The sequence below is a fragment of the Microbispora rosea genome, from assembly GCF_900156315.1.
In the GTDB taxonomy this organism is placed as follows: domain Bacteria; phylum Actinomycetota; class Actinomycetes; order Streptosporangiales; family Streptosporangiaceae; genus Microbispora; species Microbispora rosea.
Genome location: NZ_FTNI01000023.1, coordinates 1 through 17897 on the forward strand (window position 1 = coordinate 1; position 17897 = coordinate 17897).

Genomic DNA, 17897 nt, shown 5'->3' on the forward strand with positions numbered 1-17897 from the left:
CGTCACCGATGAGGGTCTGGTCGATGGGGCCCGTGCCGGAGCCGGAGATGCTCGCCGTGGACAGGGTCTGCTGCGCCGACCAGCCGTTCGGGTTGCTGGGGTCGCTGGAGGTCCGGTAGGAGAAGGCGGTCCCGCCCCACTGGTAGGCCAGCACCCAGATGTTCTTGGGCGCGAAGTAGAACAGCGTCGGCGCGACGGCGGAGAAGTTCATCGTGTTCTGGCTGGCCGAGGCCATGTCCGACCAGTTCGTGAACAGGCCGAAGTTCATCGAACCCCAGCTCGATCCGTTGTCGTGCGTCGTCGCGTAGACCAGGTGCTTGCCGTTGTAGACGACGTTGGTGAAGTCCTTGAGCGAAACCCATCCGGACTTCGGAGTCGCCAGCGCGCCCGTCGAGCTCCAGCGGTACGACGACGGGAGGTCACACGTGCCGCCGGTCGGCGTCACCGTCGGGGACGGCGTCGTGCTCGGGCCGCCGCCTCCGCGGATCGTCCACTTCTGGTTGTCGCCGCCCCAGCAGCTGTAGAGCTGGACCTGGCTGCCGTTGCTGGTGCCGGCGCCGACGACGTCCAGGCACAGCCCGGACTGGACGCCCGCGATGGTGCCGTCGGCGTTCTGGCGCCACTTCTGGTTGTTCTGGCCGTTGCAGGACCAGATCACGACCTTGGTGCCGTTCGTGGTGCCCATGTTGTAGGCGTCCAGGCACCGGGTGCCGTTGAAGGTACGCAGCTCACCGGAGGAGGTGAACTCGAAGGCCTGGTTCGCCTGCCCGTTGCAGTCCCAGATCTGCAGCGCGGTGCCCAGCGCGTCGGTGTTGCCCGACACGTCCAGGCATCGTCCCGACGCCACGCTCACCAACGGCGCCGCCGCCGCCGACGCCGGCGCCGACCACGCCACAACGGACGCCAGCACGGTCGTCAGCACCGTGGCCAGGACCGCCACGAGGCGCATGCGGCCGCTCGTCACTCGGATGGGGGGTGAATCCATTGTTTCGTTCTCCTTGGGGGTGAAAGCGTGGCGAAGCGGGCCACGCAGGGCAAACCGCAGTGGTCTCGCGGACCCGGGCGGGGTCGGTCAGCCGATCGGGACGGATCCGTGAGCTCTGTGGCCAGGAGGTCGACAGGCTCCCGAACTCCGAGACCGGCACCTGCAGAGGCGCTGGAAGGGTCGATGGTGGCCGCGGCCGGCAGGCCCGCTCCGGGTCTCCCCGGCACGCCGTCGGCACGGATCACACCGCACCGGGGCGAGTGCGTGGTTCCGCGGATCGTCGACTGCACCGCAGCGGCCTCCATCGGACCTGTTAGCGCTAACATTTCATCGGCGAATCCGGGCTCCTCTCGACTGCCTGGAGTGGTGGTGCGCGTACGAGCGGACGAGGGCCCGTTAGGCGTGGGCTTCCTCTCTGTGCCGGCCACACCCGGGACGCTGCGGGGTGGCGCGCAGCTGCGGATCGCCTCCGATCATGGAGACCCCTCCTTCCCCGAGCCGTGGGGCGTGTTAGCGCTCACATATCGTGCGGTGCGAGATGTCGGTCCCGCGGGTGTCGATTACAGCGATATTGGCGGAGCAAACTAGGACTCACCGGGTCACGTCAAGAGGAAGATCGAAAGCTCCGGCGGCACCTCGGCCCCTCGAACGCGTTCACCTGGCAATTCCGGCCCGGGCTCACCGTCTGCCCGGCGGCTCGTGATGAAACATTCAACGGAACGGCCGCGGTGACAGCCGTGGAGCCGCCCGGCGGCGACGCGGCGGACCGCGGCGCTTCAGGAGCCGAGGTAGCGCAGGACGGCCAGGACCCGGCGACTGTAGCCGGTCGTGTGCGACAGGGCGAGCTTGTCGAACAGGGCGTTGACGTGCTTTTCCACCGCACTCTGCGACACGTGCAGGGTGTGGGCGATCGAGGCGTTGGTCAGGCCCTGGGCCATGAGCTCGAGCACCTGGCGCTCGCGGGCGGTGAGCTGGGCCAGCGGGTCGGCGTGGCTGGTGCGCGCGAGAAGCTGGCGCACCACCTCCGGGTCGAACGCCGTGCCGCCCGCGCCCACCCGCTCCAGCGCGTCCAGGAAGTCGCCGACCTGGGCCACGCGGTCCTTGAGAAGGTAGCCGACCCCGTCGATGCTGCCGCTCATCAGCTCGGTGGCGTACTTCTTCTCGACGTACTGCGACAGCACCAGCACCTTGACCTCAGGCCGGCGCCGCCGGATCTCCAGCGCGGCGCGCAGGCCCTCGTCGGTGTGGGTGGGCGGCATCCGTACGTCGACCACCACCGCGTCGGGGCTCTGGCCGTCCATCGCCTCAAGGAGCGCGTCGGCGTCGCCCACCGCGGCCAGGACGTCGTGACCCTCCTCCTTGAGCAGCCGCACCAGGCCCTCGCGCAACAGCGCCGAGTCCTCGGCCAGCATCACACGCACGGCGACCCCGCCTCGATCACGCCCGGTCCTGCGCCGAGGGCATCGGCTCCGCCCATGCCGTCATCCTCCATTCGCACGATGACCATGCTAGGGATGACCGGGGTGGAGCCACCATGAGGCCTGTGGCCGTCCGGGGGTGCGGGAGACCACACCCGCCGCCGATCGCGTGACCGCCACAGATGATGTCCGAATCTCAAATCGGTTCATCCCTTGTGACCTGCCGAAAAACACCCAGGCCGCCTCGTGCCCGCGAATTCGCCCGCATGGATTCGACGGATACGGGGAAGGTCTCCCCAATCCATCGGAAGTGACACGGTTTGGCAACAAATCTGCCGGTTACTTCAGTCGGGTATCGGAGCAACCGCTCCGGCACTACCGCCGTCCCGATCGGCGGAGACCAATGGATCGAACGATACGGAGGACCGGTGATGCCGACCAACCCCCACCGCCTGAAAAAAGGACTGATGTCCGGACCAGGCGGGCCACGCCGGCGCATCTCCCAACCCATGCTCCTCGCGACCGCGTTCGTGCTGACGGCGTCCGGCGGCATCGGAGCGACGGCGGCCTACGCCGCCCCGGTCACGCCGCCGGCCGAGACATCGGATCCCGTCGTCACGGCCACCGTGACGATCACGCCGACGGCCGGCCCGGCCGAGATCCCCAACGACGCCCCAACGGCGACACCCACCCCCGAAGTGCCCATGGTGGGCCCGTTCCTCGGCGCGCTGCACGGTGAGGTGGTCGTGCCGGCCAAGGACGGGTGCGGCACCGTCACGGTGTTCACCCAGACCGGGCAGGCCGTCTCCGTGGCGGACGACTCGGTCACCGTACGCAGCCAGGACGGCTTCGAGCGGTCGTACGCGATCGGCGACGCCACTCGGGTGCTCACCGCCCGCAAGGGCGGCGAGATCCGGCAGAACGCCTGGATCTCGGTGGTCGCAACCATCCAGCCCGGCACACCGACGCCCACCCCGCCCACCCCGCCGCCGGTTCCGCCCACCCCGCCGAGCCCGGCGCCGATTCCGTCCGCACCACCGTCGGCCCCCGAAACCACACCGACGGTTCCCGATGCCTCGCCGGCGGTTCCCGAGGCCTCGCCGACGCTTTCCGAGGGCGCACCGGCGCCCTCCGAGGGCACGCCGACGCCTGGGGACAACACTCCCCTTCCTCCGGCCGAGACCGCGACGGCTCCCACTCCCCCTGGCGAGACGAGCTCCGCTCCCCCGCAGACCGAGGAGACGACACCCGCCGCCCCTCAGGGGGAGACGGCGGCGGCCGCCTACGTCTTCGACCTCTCGCGGCCGAGCAAGCGGCTGTGGTACCTCGGCAAGAGCTCGCCGTACTCGCTGAAGTGGCACTCGGGGAAGCCCGCCTGGCGCACCCCTGAGCCCTGTCCGACGCCGACAACCATCCCCACCGAACCGCCGGCCACGACGCCCGGCCCGGCCACGACCCCCACGGAAACCACGACTCCCACAGAAGCAGCTACTCCCACCGAGACCGCGGCACCCACCTCCGAGCCCACGGACACACCGACCCCCGCTCCCACGTCCTGACCGACGGCGAGGCCGGTCCCCGTCTTCCGGCGGGGGCCGGCCCGTCGCCGTTCCGGGCGTACGGTGACGCGCACGCGGCCCGCCTCGTCACGTCCGGCGACGACATGACCGGCGACGACATGACCGGCGCGGTCGGCCTCATCCCGCCGGGCGCTTGTTTCCCGCCAGGCTCTTGTTGCGAACTATTTGCAATAGCAAGATGATTGCGTTCCTGTCGGCCTTCCCGGAGGAACGCATGCGTGAGCACGTGGGCCCGGCCCCGCTGCGTCAGATACTCGCGCTCGCCACGCCCGCGCTCGGGGTCCTGGCCGCCGAGCCGCTCTATCTGCTCGTCAACACGGCCATGGTCGGTCATCTCGGCGCGGTGCCGCTCGCGGGGCTGTCGGTCGGCGGGATCGTGCTGGCGCAGATCGCCTCGCAGATGACGTTCCTGTCCTTCGGCACGACCGCCCGCGCGGCCCGGCTGCACGGCGCGGGCCGCCGGGCCGACGCCGTGGCCGAGGGGGTGCAGGCGACCTGGCTCGCGGCGGTCGCGGGGCTGGTGATCACCGTGGCGGGGCAGCTGCTCGCCGGGCCGGTCGCCCATCTCCTCACCGGTGACGGCCGGGTCGCCGACGCCGCGGCGAGCTGGCTCAGGATCGCCCTGCTCGGCGCTCCGCTGATCCTTATCACCATGGCCGGGAACGGCTGGATGCGCGGCGTGCAGGACATGCGGCGCCCACTGCGCTACGTGCTCGCGGGCAACCTGATCTCCACCGTGCTGTGCCCGGCGCTGGTGTACGGGCTCGACTGGGGGATCGACGGCTCGGCGGTCGCCAACGTGGCCGGTCAGGCGGTCTCCGCGATCCTGTTCGTGCGGACGCTGCGGGCCGAGGGCGTGCCGCTCGCTCCGGTTCCGGCCGCGATGCGCGCCCAGCTCGGCCTGGCACGCGACCTGGTGCTGCTCGGCCTGGCCTTCCAGGCGTGCTGGGTGTCGGCGACCGCGGTCGCCGCCCACACCTCGGCCGCGACGGCCGGCGCACACCAGGTGGTGTTCCAGCTGTGGATGTTCCTGGCCTTCGTCCTCGACGCGCTGGCCATCGCCGCACAGGCGCTGGTCGGGGCCGCGCTCGGCGCGCGCGACGCGGAGCGGGCGCGCCGCCTGGCCTGGCAGGTCACCGGCTGCGGGCTGGTCTTCGGCACCCTGCTCGGCGTGGTGTTCGCGGCGCTGGCCGGCGTCCTCCCCCACGTGTTCACCACCGACGCGACGGTGCTGGCCGAGATGCCCGGCGCATGGTGGTTCTTCGTCGCGCTGCAGCCGATCGGCGGCGTCGTGTTCACGCTGGACGGCGTGCTGCTCGGCGCCGGGGACGCGGCATACCTGCGCACCGCGACGGCGAGCGGGGCGCTGCTGGGGTTCCTGCCGGTGGTGTGGGCGTCACTGAAATTCGGCTGGGGGCTGGTGGGGATCTGGTCGGGGTTGTCGGCCTTCCTGCTGATTCGAATGATCACGGTGCTGGCCAGGTTGCGGTCCGGCCGGTGGGCGGTGCTCGGCGCCGTACGGTGATCGGTGCGCGAACAGCCGGGTCTCGCGGTGGGCGTGCCAGGGCTGCCTGCCGGGTGCTCCCCGAGGATCTCGTACGCTCGATCCCGGAAAGGCGCGCATTCGCATGACGACGCACGAGCGGGAGATCACCGAGCCGGTCGACCTGTGCCTGCCGGACGGGCGGCTCAACCCCGGCGCGGTGGGCTGGACCCGCCGCCCGCTGCACCGCTCCAACCTGCGCGGCTGGGGCCGGCGCAAGCGCTGGGAGTACTGGGGGATCGTCACCCCTCGCCACATCGTCGGCCTGGTCGCGTCGTCGCTGGACTACGCCGCGGTCAACGGGGTGTACGTGCTCGACCGGGACACCCGCGTGGAGGTCGCCAGAGACGTCGTGGTGCCGCTGGCCCGCGGCGCCGTCTTCCCCGACCGCGGCGGCGCCGGCGTGGCGTCCGTACGCGGCGGCGGTGTGACGATCGACATCGGGCAGGATGCTTCCGGCACCGCGATCCGCGCCGTGGCGCCCGGTGTCGAGCTCGACCTGGAGGTGCCGCTACCGGAGGGCCACGAGTCGCTCGGCGTGGTGGTGCCGTGGGGGCCGAACCGGTTCCAGTACACGGTGAAGGACGTCGGCCGTCCGGTGCGCGGGCGGCTGTGGCTGGAATCGGCCGAGTTCGCCGTCGACGAGGCGGACTCGTTCGCCGTGCTCGACCACGGTCGCGGGAAGTGGCCCTACTCGGTCACCTGGAACTGGGCGGCGGGCAGCGGACCCGGCCGGGCGATCCAGCTCGGCGGCAGGTGGACCGACGGCACCGGTTCGACGGAGAACGCCCTGTTCGTCGGCGGGCGCCTGCACAAGATCGGCGACGAATTGGAGTGGTCGTACGATCGCGCCGACTGGCTGCGCCCGTGGCGGATCACCGGTCCGCGGCTGGAGGTGGAGTTTCACCCGTTCCACGAGAAGGCGGCCCGCACCGAGCTCGGCCTTGTGGGCAACGAGACGCACCAGTGCTTCGGCCACTTCTCCGGACGGGCCAGGGCCGACGACGGCGCCTGGGTGGACCTCGACGGCCTCACCGGCTGGGCCGAGGAGGCCCGCAACCGCTGGTGATCCTCGCCGCCCTCGGGCCGGGGACGACCTGCGCGCCCCTCCACGCACGTCGCACACGCGTACGCGTAGTCGTGGAGGGGCGGGTCGTTCCGCAGGCCGTCAGACCGATCTCCTAATTGTCACAGCCGAACAGCCCGGGGAGGGCGTTCGAGCAGTGGCCGGCGACGCAGACGTCCCAAAGGATGTCGTCGAGGTCCGAACTGGAGCAGTTCCGGGAGCAGCCGTTCGAGAAGGAGTCGGTCAGGAAGGGCGCCGTCTGGAAAGCGCTGTTTTCGAAGGTGTTGTTGAACCCGGCATCGAACTCGTTGGACGGGTTGCTCCAGCCCCAGCCGGTCGGGGCGGTCGTGGCGCTCGCCGCCGTGGCGCCCAGGGCGAGGGCACCACCGCCGAGCGCGGTGGAAAGTGCGAGTCCGGCGATGACCTTCTTGAGCTTGGGCATTTCGTCCCCCTCTAAAGGATCAACTGCCTAATATGTGCGCCATTCCTAAATGAACAGGAATGTCGCCTAATGACCGTTAAGGTGGTCATTGCCCCGCGCCGTCATTGTTTCCGGGCGGAACGAGCCACAAACGGTGATCTACGGTATTTAATGCCTATTGTCCCAGTTAGGGCCTTCGCGGCGCACTTATGCCGCCTTTATCCCCTAATGTCCGATTTCAACGCTGCCTGCGCGGGAGGATGGCAGGCGTCGTCCGACCGCCGTCTGCCGTTCAGAGCGTCCCTGAGGGCGTCGGAGAAGTAGTGGAAGTCGGGAGCCGCGCCGGACGCGGTCGTCGCCACGGGAAGCAGGCAGGATCGGAACACCTGGCTGAACGTGGCGTAGTAGGCGGACTTGGGACGCGGCCTCGCGTGGTCCACCGCCTCGTGGACCTCACCGGCGAACCGCACGAGCTGATCTCCCGTGATCTCGGTGTCCCGCTCGGCGGGGCGGCCCGCGCCGTCCGCCCCGTCAGCCGCGAGATCTCCGCACGTCCGCGCGGTCCCCGATCTCTCGTATCGCTCGTACAGAGCCGCGACCACCGGCGGATAGCCGGCACAGGCGAACAACCTCTCCTGGACGTCCTGGGAGATCAGGTAGTAGATGAGCTCCCTGGCCTCCTCCTTGTGCGGCGAGTCCTTGGCGATGGCGAGGTCGACGCCTCCCAGCACTCCGGTTCCCGGGAACGAGAGCACCTGGAACTTCAGGGACCCGTCGTCGTCGCGCATCAGCGGGTCGGCGGCCAGCCGGTTGAAGGCGAACGGCCAGTTGCGCATGTAGCCCACCAGGCCCGTACGGAAGGCCTGGAGGCTGCTCTCCTCCCGCAGCGCGCTCTCGCCCGGCGGCGGGCGCGTGTCGTCCCTGTTTCCCGCGAACAGGGCCTCGCGCCAGGCCCGCAGCGCGTCCATCACCTTCTCGCCGTTGTCATCCTGGTCGAGGACGACGTCTCCCCTGTCGTCGAAGACGAGGTCGTCGGCCTGTGTCTTCCGATCCTCCGCCTTCTGGCTCCCGGCCGAGAAGATCGCTTCGAGCAGGTTGACGGTGCCGCCCTCGTAATCGTCGAACTGCGCCGCATAGCCGTGTTCCCTGGCCAGTTCGAGGAACTTCTTGGTGTCCTGCGGCGGCGGAGCCGGTGCGTCGGTTCGCCGATACAGGAGCGGAGCGTCGGCGGCGAACGGCACCGCGAACTGCTCTCCGTCGACCCGGCCGGTCTCCAGCGACTTCCGCAGGAAGTATCGCTCCGGGAGGCCGCCCAGCTTCCCGGGATCCAGCTCGAACTTCTCGAGATAGTGGTTCCTGGCGAACTCGGTGATGTAGGCGACGTCGAGGAGGAGCACGTCGTAGGCGCAGCGCTTCGACTGCGCCGCCGCGGCCAGTTCGGAACGCTGCTCGTCGGAGGACTCGGAGATCTCGACCAGCGTCGCCTTCAGCGGCTTCTTCTTGAGTTCGCGCTGTTCGTCGTTCCACGCCTTGATCACGTCGTGCCGTACGCCGCCGGCGCCGATCTCCGCCCCCGTCCCGATGACGAGGTCGTCCGGGCGTCCGGGGCAGGCGGTCTGCGAGGACGGCGACCCGGAATGCTGGCTCACCGCGATCACGAACACCGCGCCCGCCAGGAAGCAGGCCGCCGCGAGCCTGAGGTGGAACCTCGTGAAGCGTTCGTACCATCGGCTCCAGAACGCCCCGGAGGGGCCCGCCGCCATCACGACCACTCCCTGAACTGGAAGATCATGCGTCCGAGCGCTCCCGCGACATCCGTACCGGCCGTGTCGTCGCACACGACGTGTTCGGCGACAGGCCCGGAGGACCCGGGCCTCCCGTCGGACGGCGACGCGGACACCGACGGCCGCACGGAACGAGGGGCCTCCAGCCCGTCAGGGCACCTCCCGCCGAACGTGAGGATGTAGAGGTTCGACACGTCTGCGGCTCTTCGCACTGCGCGCCTGATGGACTGTCCCGCGTTCCCGGGGCCGGGTTCGTCGTTGAACGGGCCTCCGTCGGTGATGACGGCGATCGAGTTCGCCGGATGGCTCAACCCGCCGATCGCCCTGGAGATCGGCTCGTCGAAACCCGACTGCCTGTCGTCCGCGATCCAGCGGAGGACCTCGCCGTAACCTCCCGGGCCTTCTTCGCCGCCCCCGTCGCCCTCCCGCGCCATGGGCGCCTTCGCGGTCCCCCTGTCGTCGGTGAAGAACTTGCCCGCCGAGACCTGGTCGGTGTCCGTCAGGATCTGCCTGACCTCGGCCAGGGCGTCGTGCAGGGCGGAGGCGGACGCGGTGGGAGACCGGGCCATGGATCCCGAGCCGTCGATCATGATCTGGAGATCCACCCGGTGACCCGGCCGGGCGGCGTCCGCGGATATCCGGGCCGCAGACGACGGCTGTGGTCCCTCTCCGGTGGGCTCGAACAGCTTGTTGTCCGCGAGCCACGTGGCGAAGCCGTCCAGCGCCGCCCGGCGGGCCGGATCCTGCGACCAGTCGATCTCCACGAACGGATAGTCGAGCGTGGGCAGATCGACGGAGGAGACCGGGGTCAGCGCCGCTCTTCCCGCGAGCGGATCGTGCGCGCATCCCTCGATGCCCAAGTCGCCACCGCGGTTGTACTCGTCGGCGGTGTGCGACGGAACCAACGCCACCAGCCTCGCCCAGTCCTCGTCCGCTCTCTCCCGGCCGGCGTCTCTCAGATGGCACAGCAGGGCGTTGGCGCTGTTGTCGAAGGTCGCGCGTAGGGCGGCGTCGCCGGGCTGCGGCCCTGCCCCGCTCAGGGTCGTGGCCACGATCGCGCCTGAGGTGGAGAACGCGGGCTGCGGGTAGACGAGCGACATGCCCTTGCTCCGGGCCCGCTGCACGATCTCGGCAAGCGGGTAACCCGCGCTCTCCAGCTCGCCGGTGAGGAGATCGTTCTTCGCGGCGCCGAACACCGCGATCGACATGTGGTCCGTGCCCACCTGCTCGTTCCTCTTGTGCAGGAGGGAACGCAGGCTGCTCGTTTTCTCCGGCGCGTCCCCGTTGTTCGTCTTCTCTCCTCCCTTCTCCGACACGTCCTGAACGACGAGATCGAACTCCGCGGAACTGGTGGGAATCCACGCGTCCGGGGTCAGGCCGAGCATCCGGCGATAGGGTTCGTCATTCTGCAGCGCGTCGTCCCGGAGCCACTCATTGCGGAAGCCGTAGCGCATTTCCTCGATCGTGGGCGCGGCGCCGACCTCTATCCGCACCGGCGCGCACCCGTCTGTCCGCTGCTCCTTCGTATAAGCCTCGGCCCTTTCACGCAGCGCCGTCACGTTCTCGAGAGCGGTGATGACGCGCAGCTCTCGCGGAGGCTCGCACGCGCCGGACGGCGCGACCACCTTGACGACCACCAACCCCACCAGACCGGTGAACGCCCCCAGGCACGCGGCGATGTAGCCGACCGCGAGGGGCACCAGCATCCGGCCCGCCCAGCTGCGCAGCCCCTGGGGCCACTGAATCTGGTGAAAAGGCCACAGGGCCACTGCGGCGACGGCCGCCGCCCATCGGCCCGGCGTCCTGACCTTGCCCCGCCACAACGGATAGCAGCAGATGATCACCAGCGCCCCCACGGACGCGGGAACGGTGATGAGCGGAGTGACCGGCGCCTGCTCGATGAGATTCTGCAGCCTGTTGGAGAAGGGCGTCGCCGCCGCCGTCGCCACCAGCGTCGCCACAGAGGTGACCGCTGCGGTCAGCGCCGTGGTGACCAATCCCGATCGGCTGTTGGAGTGCCGATCCTGTTTGTTTCGATTTTCTTCGTGTATATCCGGACTTTCTCCTGAGGATCGATCCGGACTTTCTCCTGGTGGGGGCACGGGGGCGGACATGAGGAAGAGCCTGTTCGACGGGCTGGATGATCCGGCCTACGCCGGATCACAAAAGATCGACCCCTATTGTGCGCGGCGCTGTCAGGAAATGTAACCCCTTCCTTACAAACAGCCACCGCACCGCCGCTCAGCGTCGTGCGGATCGCCGTTGCAGGGATCGCGGTCTCAGCCCGCGCGCAGCATGGTGACGAGCCCGTGCGCGACGTCGAGGAACTGCTGACGCGAAGAGGTCGTCGTCTGAAGGTCGACGAACGCCTCGTGGGCCCCGGCCTCGGCGAGGGTCAGCAGATAGTCGGCGACCTGCCGTACGGTCCCCGCGTGCGGCACCTGGCCGGCGCGCGCCGGCGACTCGGTGATCTCCGGATTGACCCGCACCACCATGCGCAGAGCGGACGGATCCCGGCCCGCGCGGGACGCGGCCTCCAGCGCCAGGCCCCACAGGGAGGTCAGGTAGGGCATCGGCATGGCCGCGCTCAGCCACCCGTCGGCCCGACGGCCGGCCCTCTCCAGCGCCGGAGGCGTGTAACCGGCGAGCAGGATCGGAGGGCGCGGCCGCTGGCAGGGCTTGAGGTCGATGTGCGACGGCGGCACGGTCCACAGCGCGCCCTTGTGCTCGACCACCTCGCCGGTCCAGACGGCCTCCATCAGGTCGAGCGTCTCCTCCAGCCGGTCTCCCCTCCCCCGCCAGGGCACCCCGGTCGCGACGTACTCGTCCCGAAGCCAGCCGAGACCGATGCCGACGTCCAGCCGTCCGTGACTGAGCAGGTCGAGCGAGGTCAGCGTGCGGGCGAGCAGGACGGGCGGCTGCCACAGCGCGTTGAGCGTGCTGGTCCCCAGCCGGATCTCGCGCGTGCCGACGGCGGCCAGGGTCAGTGCGGTGAGCGGGTCGAAGAAGGTGCCGAAAGCCGGGGGGACCGTCCCGTCTCCTCCGGGGTACGGATCGCTGGGCGTCAGCGGCAGCAGGATGCGGTCGCCCGCCCACAGGCTGTCGTAGCCCATCTCTTCGAGATCCGTGCTCGCCTGCCGGATGAAATCCGGGTCGGCGAACGCGCCGTACTGGGGGACCGTGTATCCGAGCCGCATGAGTGCTTCCTTCGCATCGCACCGGTAGTAGTTCGCCCTGATCGGACGACGGCGGAGACGCTAGGAAAGCCCGCTTGCGGAAAACTTGGACAAGCCGGATTTAGGTCCAGGGGCGCCCCAAAGCTGGGGTTGCCGGTGGACCGTGGCCGAAACCGGCACTACGAAGGTTCCTGCGGGCCGCTCCCCGACTGCGGCACACGTCGTCATCCCCGACTGCGACACACGTCGGCATCCCCGACTCCGAACAGGTCAGTTCTCGGCTGCGGCAGAGGTCAGGGCGGCGACACGCCGGGCGGACGCCCGGTCCGGCTGCGTGTGGCGGCGGCCGGCCGGGCGAATCCCGATCTGGAACGTCGTGTTGAAACGTTGCGTTAGAACGCTGCGTTAGAACGCTGCGTTGAGACGTCGGCTCCGGAGCGTCCGCCGAGACATCGGCTCCGGACGTGCGCTCAGACGCCGACGGCCGCCTCCACACGGGGAGACGCCTTCGCCGAGGATTCCGCCGAGGCTGCCTCTGCGGGCTCCGCGGGGGACTCTCCGGCGTCCTCGGGGGCGGCGTCCTCGGTAGCGGGGTGCGCCGCGACGAACTGCTCGATGACCTCGTCGGCCATCTTCCCGCGCGCGGGCACGTCGAGCCCCTGCTCGCGGGCCCATTCGCGGACGTCCGTCAGGGTGTAGCCGCGTAGCCGCGGGGAGGTGTCCGCGGCCTTCTTGGACCGCGACGCCTGCTTCACCTCGCGGGCGTTCTCCAGCACTTCCTCGATGAACGCGAGAGCCTCGCTCAGCCGCTGCTGGTTCGCGTCGGACAGGTCGATGGCGAAGGTCCGGTTCAGCAGCGGGAACTCCCGTCTCGCCACATCGTCGCCCTCGGAGTGGTCGAGGTCGTCAACCAGTATCACCTTCTGCGCCACGTGCAGCCCTTCCAGGGTGGATCTCCGTCTTTCTGGACCGTGGCATCCTACTGGTGCTCGCGTTACCGGCCCGCGTTTCCGGCCGCCTCGACCCCAGCACGAGCGCCACGGCGGCGACACCGTACGCGGCCGCTCCGGCCAGGTAGGGCGCGAAGGTCATCGGTCCCCCGTCGATGTAGTCGGGCCGGCTGCCCGCACTGATGGTCGCGCCGATCAAATCGGGCGGGAGCATGTCCACGGCGACCACCAGGTCGACGGCCGCCATCGCCCCGAGCGCGACCGCCACGACCGGCGGATCTTGCTCGGACGCCGCCGACGTCCCAGGGACGGGATTCATTCGGGGCCGTGGGTGCCCCACCCGGAGACGATCAGGTCGTCCTCGAAGACCAGCACCTCGTTGGCGAGCGCCCCCGTCTCCTTCCTGAAGTTGATGACGACACAGTCGATGCCCGCGTAGACGCCGACGACCTCGAACCGCAGATCGGGGTTGCGCCGCAGCCCCTCGGCCCAGTAGGCCCGCAGCGCGTCCTTGCCGCGGATCGTGCCGTCCGAGCCCTCGATGAGCCGCGCCGCGATCGGGGAGCGGAACACCACGTCGCCGGCGTAGTGCCGCAGGATGCGGTCGAGATCGTGGGCGTTCCACTCGGCCACCCAGGTCTCGGCGAACGCGTGTGCCCGGTCAAGATCCATGACCTCATCCAAGCACGCCCCGGCGCCTCAGCGTTTGCGCTTCCGTCCGGCGGTGCGGCCCCGGGCACCGGGTCGCGGGCCGGGCACGAATCTGAGCGGATGGGACCGCGCACGCATGGGCTCGGCGACCAGCGTGCGCAGCTCCTCCATGCTCTCCTGGGCGGGGTGGCCGGAGGCGGCCATCGCCTCGACGAGGGCGAGCGCGTTCGGCCCGGCCATGGCACGCAGCTGCTCCTGCACCTTCTCCGGGCCCGCCAGCTCCAGCAGACCGAGCACGCCCTCCGTCGTCACCAGCAGGTTCTCGTCGGCGCCGAGGCGGTCGGAGGCCTGGTCCCCGCGTTGCGCGAGCTCCATCAGGACCATGGGGCCCAGCACCCGATCCGTACGCAGGCTGGGCAGCAGCGACCGCAGGCCCGGATGGATCTCGGCCAGGAGGGAGAGCATGGCGGCCGCCCGGGTGCGGAAGGAACAGGCGCGGACCGCGTCCAGCAGCGGCCCAGGGTCGCCTCCGTGCGCCGCGAGCCAGCCGTCCAGCTCCTGCGCCGCGGCCTTCGGCGGGTAGTGCTCAAGGAGCACGCCCAGCAGCTCGGCCGCCGAGGCGTCCGCCAGCTCGCCGATCAGCGGGGCGTTCCGGCCCTCGGCCAGCATCCGCTCGCGCAGTGCCCTCGCGCCGAGCGGCGTCAGCCGTACGAGGAGGCCCGGCTCGGCGAGACGCCGCAGCAGCCGGTCCCGCGCCTCGGCCGGCAGCGGAAGCCCGTCGTCGGCGGTGCGATCATCGGCGGTGAGATCACCGGCGAGATCGCTGGAGTACAGCGCGTCGGCCACGCCGTGGCTCAGCTCCACGGCGCCGAGCTCGGCCAGCGCCTCCATGGCCAGGGCCAGCTCCCGCCCCACTCGATCGCGCCACGTCTCCTCCGGCACATGGTCGGACGGGATGTAGTCCTGGCAGACCAGCCAGACCGTCTCCTCCAGCCGGGCCACCGGCATCGGGCTCGCCATGCCGTACGCGCTGTTGAGCACGTCGGGCATCAGCTCGTCGAACACCGACCACAGCAGCGACGGCGGCGTCAGCATGTCGCGGCCCAGCTCGAAGTACGCCTCGAACGCCCGCGACCACAGCTTCTCCGGGTCGCGCAGGAGCGGCGCGGCCTTGGCGACGCGGAGCAGGCGGCCCTTGGACACACGGACGATCCTGGCGTGCGTCGCCCAGGCGAGCAGCAGACCGACACCGGGCAGGTCCACGGCGCTGCGCACCTGCAGATCCTGCTCGCCGGTGCCGAGAAGTCCGGCCAGTTCCCTGGCGTCGGCCAGGCGGAGGTGACCGGCCTCGGTGAGCGTCTTCCCCTCGGCGCCCACCCAGTCGGCAAGGGCCGTCAGCCGCCGTACGACGTCGCTGCGCGCCGCCGCCTCGGCGAGTTCGCGTGCGGGCGGCAGGGCCAGCGGAGGCTGTGGGAAGGCCCGCTGCTCGTCGAGGTGCGGGCGGCCGAGCCGGGCCTCGACGACCCTGTCGAGCGCCTCGGCGTCGTACGGCACCCGGCCGGCCTCGACGTCCCGGGGAAGCCTCTCCAGCGCCTTGAGGTCGGTCAGGTCGATGCCGTTGTCGAGCGCGGTCTGCGCCCAGAACTTCGCGATGCCCATACGGGCGGGGTCGTCGAGCGCCGCCGGATAGTCCGCGACGGCGGCCTTCACCGCCTGTTCCAGCTCGGCCAGGGTGGCGCCACGTGGGTCGCGCAGCCCCTTCGCGGCGATGTAGCGCAGCAGGGTCATCAGGCTGCCGGGCGCGGTGTCCAACTCGTCGCGGTGAGCCGTGACGTAGCGCGGGATCCATTCCAGGAGGAACCTGCGCACCTGCGCCTCGTCCCAGTAGGCCAGCCGACCGTCGACGCTGCGGTGGCGGGAGTCCAGGGCCGCCTCCAGCACCAGCGGGTCGGCGGCCATGCCGCGCTCCCCCGCCCACACGAGGCAGCGGCGGACCAGCAGGTCCTTCGCCGCCTCGAACTCCTCGTCCTCATGCGGCTCGAACCAGGTACGCATCAGACACCTCCACCCTCGGCCATGCAGCGGAGGGTATCCGTACGAGGACGGACGGCACCGGGAAACGGCCCCGGCTCCGCAGACAGGGTCCAGGAGACAGGTTCAGGAGACAGAGCTCAGGAGACAGAGCTCAGGAGACAGAGCTCAGGAGACAGAGCTCAGGAGACAGAGCTCAGGAGACAGGTTCAGGAGCCGGTGTGCAGGCGGGGCTGCAGCGCGCGGACCTCGTCACCGGTGCGGGCGCGGGCCCGGCCACCCGCACACGGGGCGCGACCTCGTTCGCCAGTTCCGCGCAGCGGCGGTGCAGGCGTTTCAGAGGTCGTCACTCATGATCGAGACGGTATCTCCGGGCGGGGCGGGTAGGGCGAGGGGCATGCCAGAGGGGCATCTGGTCCATCGCTACGCGGACGAGCAGCACGAGGCGCTCGCCGGGCGCGTGGTCAGGGCCGCGAGCCCGCAGGGCAGGTTCGACGCGCGGCCGTACGACGGCAGGGTCGTCGAGGGTGTGGAGGCGCTCGGCAAGCACCTGCTCTACTGGGTGGAGGACGCTCCGGCCATCCACGTGCACCTCGGCATGCGGGGGCTCTTCCTGCGGTACGACGACCCGGCGGCCGAACCACGCAAGGGCACCCGGCTGCGGCTGGCGACCGGCGAGGCGGCGTTCGACCTGATCGCGCCCGCGCGCTGCGAGCCGATGGACGAGCGGGCGCTGGCGGCGCTGCGAGCCGCGACCGGCCCCGACCCCCTGCGCCCGGACACCGCCCCTGCCACCGCCCGGGACACGGTTCGGGAGGAGGCCGTGCGCCGGCTGCTCGCGGCCCGCACCCCGGTCGGCGCGGCCGTGCTCGACCAGAGCGTGTGGTCGGGGATCGGCAACGCCTGGCGGGCGGAACTGCTCTTCCTCACCGGCCTCGACCCCGGCGCCCGCGACATCGGCGCCGAGGCCGCCGGGCGGCTGTGGGACACCGCGGTGCACTACCTCGCGCTCGGCCGCGACGCCGGGCAGGTGGTCAGCGACCCCGGCGCGCCGGACGAGCGGTGGGTCTACAAACGCGAGCGCTGCCGCCGCTGCGGAGCCGCCGTCCGGACCTGGACACTGGCGTCGAGGACGGCGTACGCGTGCCCGGCCGACCAGCACCTCCAGGCCCTCTGACCTGGGAAGTCATGCCGTTATCGAGTTGTTATATTCAGGTGAACGAAGGCCAGAGACTGCTGGACATCCGCCGCATCTACGTCGAACCCGCCGCGGCCGAGCTGCCCCGCGGCAAGGAGATCCTGGAGCGGTTCCCCGAGGCCGAGCGGATCGAGATCGAGGCCCACCACCGTATCCCCGAACTGTACGGGGACGAGGCGAACGTGGCCCGCTGGGTCAGGATCAAGACCGAGGCGCTGGTCCTCGGCGTCAAGAAGTCGCTCACCGCGCGGCCGAACGGCCGGTCGAGCGACTTCATCGCGCCCTCGACGGCCAACGGCTGCGCGATGGCCTGCGCGTACTGCTACGTGCCGCGCCGCAAGGGCTACAGCAACCCGATCACCGTGTTCGCCAACATCGACAAGATCACGGGCTATCTCGCGAGGCACGCCCGGCGGCAGGGCGCAAAGCCCGAGCCCGACCAGGTGGACCCGCACGCCTGGGTCTACGACATCGGCGAGAACTCCGACTGCTCGGTGGACGCGACCGTCTCCGGCAACGTGCGCGATCTCGTCGATCTCTTCCGCGACCTGCCGAACGCCAAGGCGAGCTTCGCCACCAAATACGTCAACCGCGAGCTGCTCGGCTGGGACCCGCGAGGCCGTACGCGCGTCCGCTTCAGCCTGATGCCGGCCGCCGACGCCAAGTTGCTGGACATCCGCACCTCGCCGGTCGCCGACCGGATCGCGGCCATCGACGACTTCGTCGAGGCGGGATACGAGGTGCACGTCAACTTCAGCCCGGTGGTCGTCCGCGACGGCTGGCTGGAGGACTGGGCCGAGCTGCTCGGGCAGCTCGACGACGCGCTGAGCCCGGCCGCCCGCGCCCAGCTCGCCGCCGAGGTCATCTTCCTCACGCACAACGACCGGCTGCACGAGGTCAACCTCGGCTGGCATCCCAAGGCCGAGGAGGTGCTGTGGCGTCCCGACCTCCAGCAGCCGAAGCGTTCGCAGACGGGCGGCTGGAACGTCCGCTACAAGACCGGCCACAAGGGCCGCTACGTCACCGCGCTCACCGGCCTGATCGCCGAGAAGATCCCGTACTGCCGGGTCCGCTACGCCTTCTGACCGCCGGAC

Annotated in this window: 15 protein-coding genes; 5 read left to right on the forward strand and 10 right to left on the reverse strand. The window is 70.4% G+C overall.

What is annotated here, in order from left to right; all coding sequences use genetic code 11:
• On the reverse strand, positions 1-985 hold a 985-nt coding region (locus BXA11_RS44880; protein WP_244303594.1), incomplete at its 3' end, for a non-reducing end alpha-L-arabinofuranosidase family hydrolase.
• 776 nt (positions 986-1761) lie between these two features.
• Positions 1762-2406: a response regulator gene (locus tag BXA11_RS28015; RefSeq protein WP_076439346.1), complete on the reverse strand. Its 645-nt coding sequence runs from the start codon at positions 2404-2406 to the stop codon at positions 1762-1764.
• A 506-nt stretch (positions 2407-2912) separates the two neighbouring features.
• On the opposite strand from BXA11_RS28015, the gene BXA11_RS28020 reads away from it, so the two are divergent.
• The 3 genes from BXA11_RS28020 (at position 2913) to BXA11_RS28030 (ending at position 6595) form a co-directional block, all read left to right on the forward strand.
• Entirely contained in the window at positions 2913-3962 is a 1050-nt protein-coding gene (locus BXA11_RS28020) for a hypothetical protein (protein WP_076439348.1), read from the forward strand.
• A gap of 199 nt (positions 3963-4161) precedes the next feature.
• Positions 4162-5508 (forward strand): MATE family efflux transporter, encoded by a 1347-nt coding sequence (locus BXA11_RS28025; protein ID WP_143734560.1) that lies wholly within the window; start codon positions 4162-4164, stop codon positions 5506-5508.
• Between the two features lie 103 nt (positions 5509-5611).
• Positions 5612-6595: a DUF2804 domain-containing protein gene (locus BXA11_RS28030; RefSeq protein ID WP_076439352.1), complete on the forward strand. Its 984-nt coding sequence runs from the start codon at positions 5612-5614 to the stop codon at positions 6593-6595.
• Positions 6596-6707: 112 nt separating this feature from the next.
• Here the strand turns inward: BXA11_RS28030 and BXA11_RS28035 are convergent, their stop codons facing one another.
• The 8 genes from BXA11_RS28035 to BXA11_RS28070 form a co-directional block, all read right to left on the reverse strand.
• Positions 6708-7034: a hypothetical protein gene (locus tag BXA11_RS28035; RefSeq protein WP_076439354.1), complete on the reverse strand. Its 327-nt coding sequence runs from the start codon at positions 7032-7034 to the stop codon at positions 6708-6710.
• 197 nt (positions 7035-7231) lie between these two features.
• On the reverse strand, positions 7232-8776 hold the full coding sequence (locus tag BXA11_RS28040; RefSeq protein WP_143734561.1) for an extracellular solute-binding protein: 1545 nt from the start codon (positions 8774-8776) through the stop codon (positions 7232-7234).
• Positions 8776-10794, reverse strand: a complete 2019-nt coding sequence (locus BXA11_RS28045) for a hypothetical protein (protein ID WP_076439358.1) — start codon at positions 10792-10794, stop codon at positions 8776-8778. The genes BXA11_RS28040 and BXA11_RS28045 overlap by 1 nt, the downstream gene beginning before the upstream one ends.
• A gap of 282 nt (positions 10795-11076) precedes the next feature.
• A complete protein-coding gene (locus BXA11_RS28050; RefSeq protein ID WP_076439360.1) occupies positions 11077-11994 on the reverse strand; it encodes a TIGR03619 family F420-dependent LLM class oxidoreductase in 918 nt (305 codons plus the stop codon).
• 449 nt (positions 11995-12443) lie between these two features.
• Positions 12444-12893 (reverse strand): Lsr2 dimerization domain-containing protein, encoded by a 450-nt coding sequence (locus BXA11_RS28055; protein WP_239105176.1) that lies wholly within the window; start codon positions 12891-12893, stop codon positions 12444-12446.
• A complete protein-coding gene (locus BXA11_RS28060) occupies positions 12880-13191 on the reverse strand; it encodes a hypothetical protein (RefSeq protein WP_030509092.1) in 312 nt (103 codons plus the stop codon). The genes BXA11_RS28055 and BXA11_RS28060 overlap by 14 nt, the downstream gene beginning before the upstream one ends.
• Before the next feature lie 47 nt (positions 13192-13238).
• Positions 13239-13595: a nuclear transport factor 2 family protein gene (locus BXA11_RS28065; RefSeq protein ID WP_076439364.1), complete on the reverse strand. Its 357-nt coding sequence runs from the start codon at positions 13593-13595 to the stop codon at positions 13239-13241.
• Positions 13596-13622: 27 nt separating this feature from the next.
• Positions 13623-15629: a hypothetical protein gene (locus BXA11_RS28070; protein WP_076439366.1), complete on the reverse strand. Its 2007-nt coding sequence runs from the start codon at positions 15627-15629 to the stop codon at positions 13623-13625.
• A 373-nt stretch (positions 15630-16002) separates the two neighbouring features.
• On the opposite strand from BXA11_RS28070, the gene BXA11_RS28075 reads away from it, so the two are divergent.
• Positions 16003-16782 carry a DNA-formamidopyrimidine glycosylase family protein gene (locus BXA11_RS28075; protein ID WP_076439368.1) on the forward strand — a complete coding sequence of 260 codons (780 nt, stop codon included), beginning with the start codon at positions 16003-16005 and terminating at the stop codon, positions 16780-16782.
• A 38-nt stretch (positions 16783-16820) separates the two neighbouring features.
• Positions 16821-17888: a spore photoproduct lyase family protein gene (locus BXA11_RS28080; protein ID WP_204053906.1), complete on the forward strand. Its 1068-nt coding sequence runs from the start codon at positions 16821-16823 to the stop codon at positions 17886-17888.
• The last annotated feature ends 9 nt before the right edge of the window (positions 17889-17897 follow it).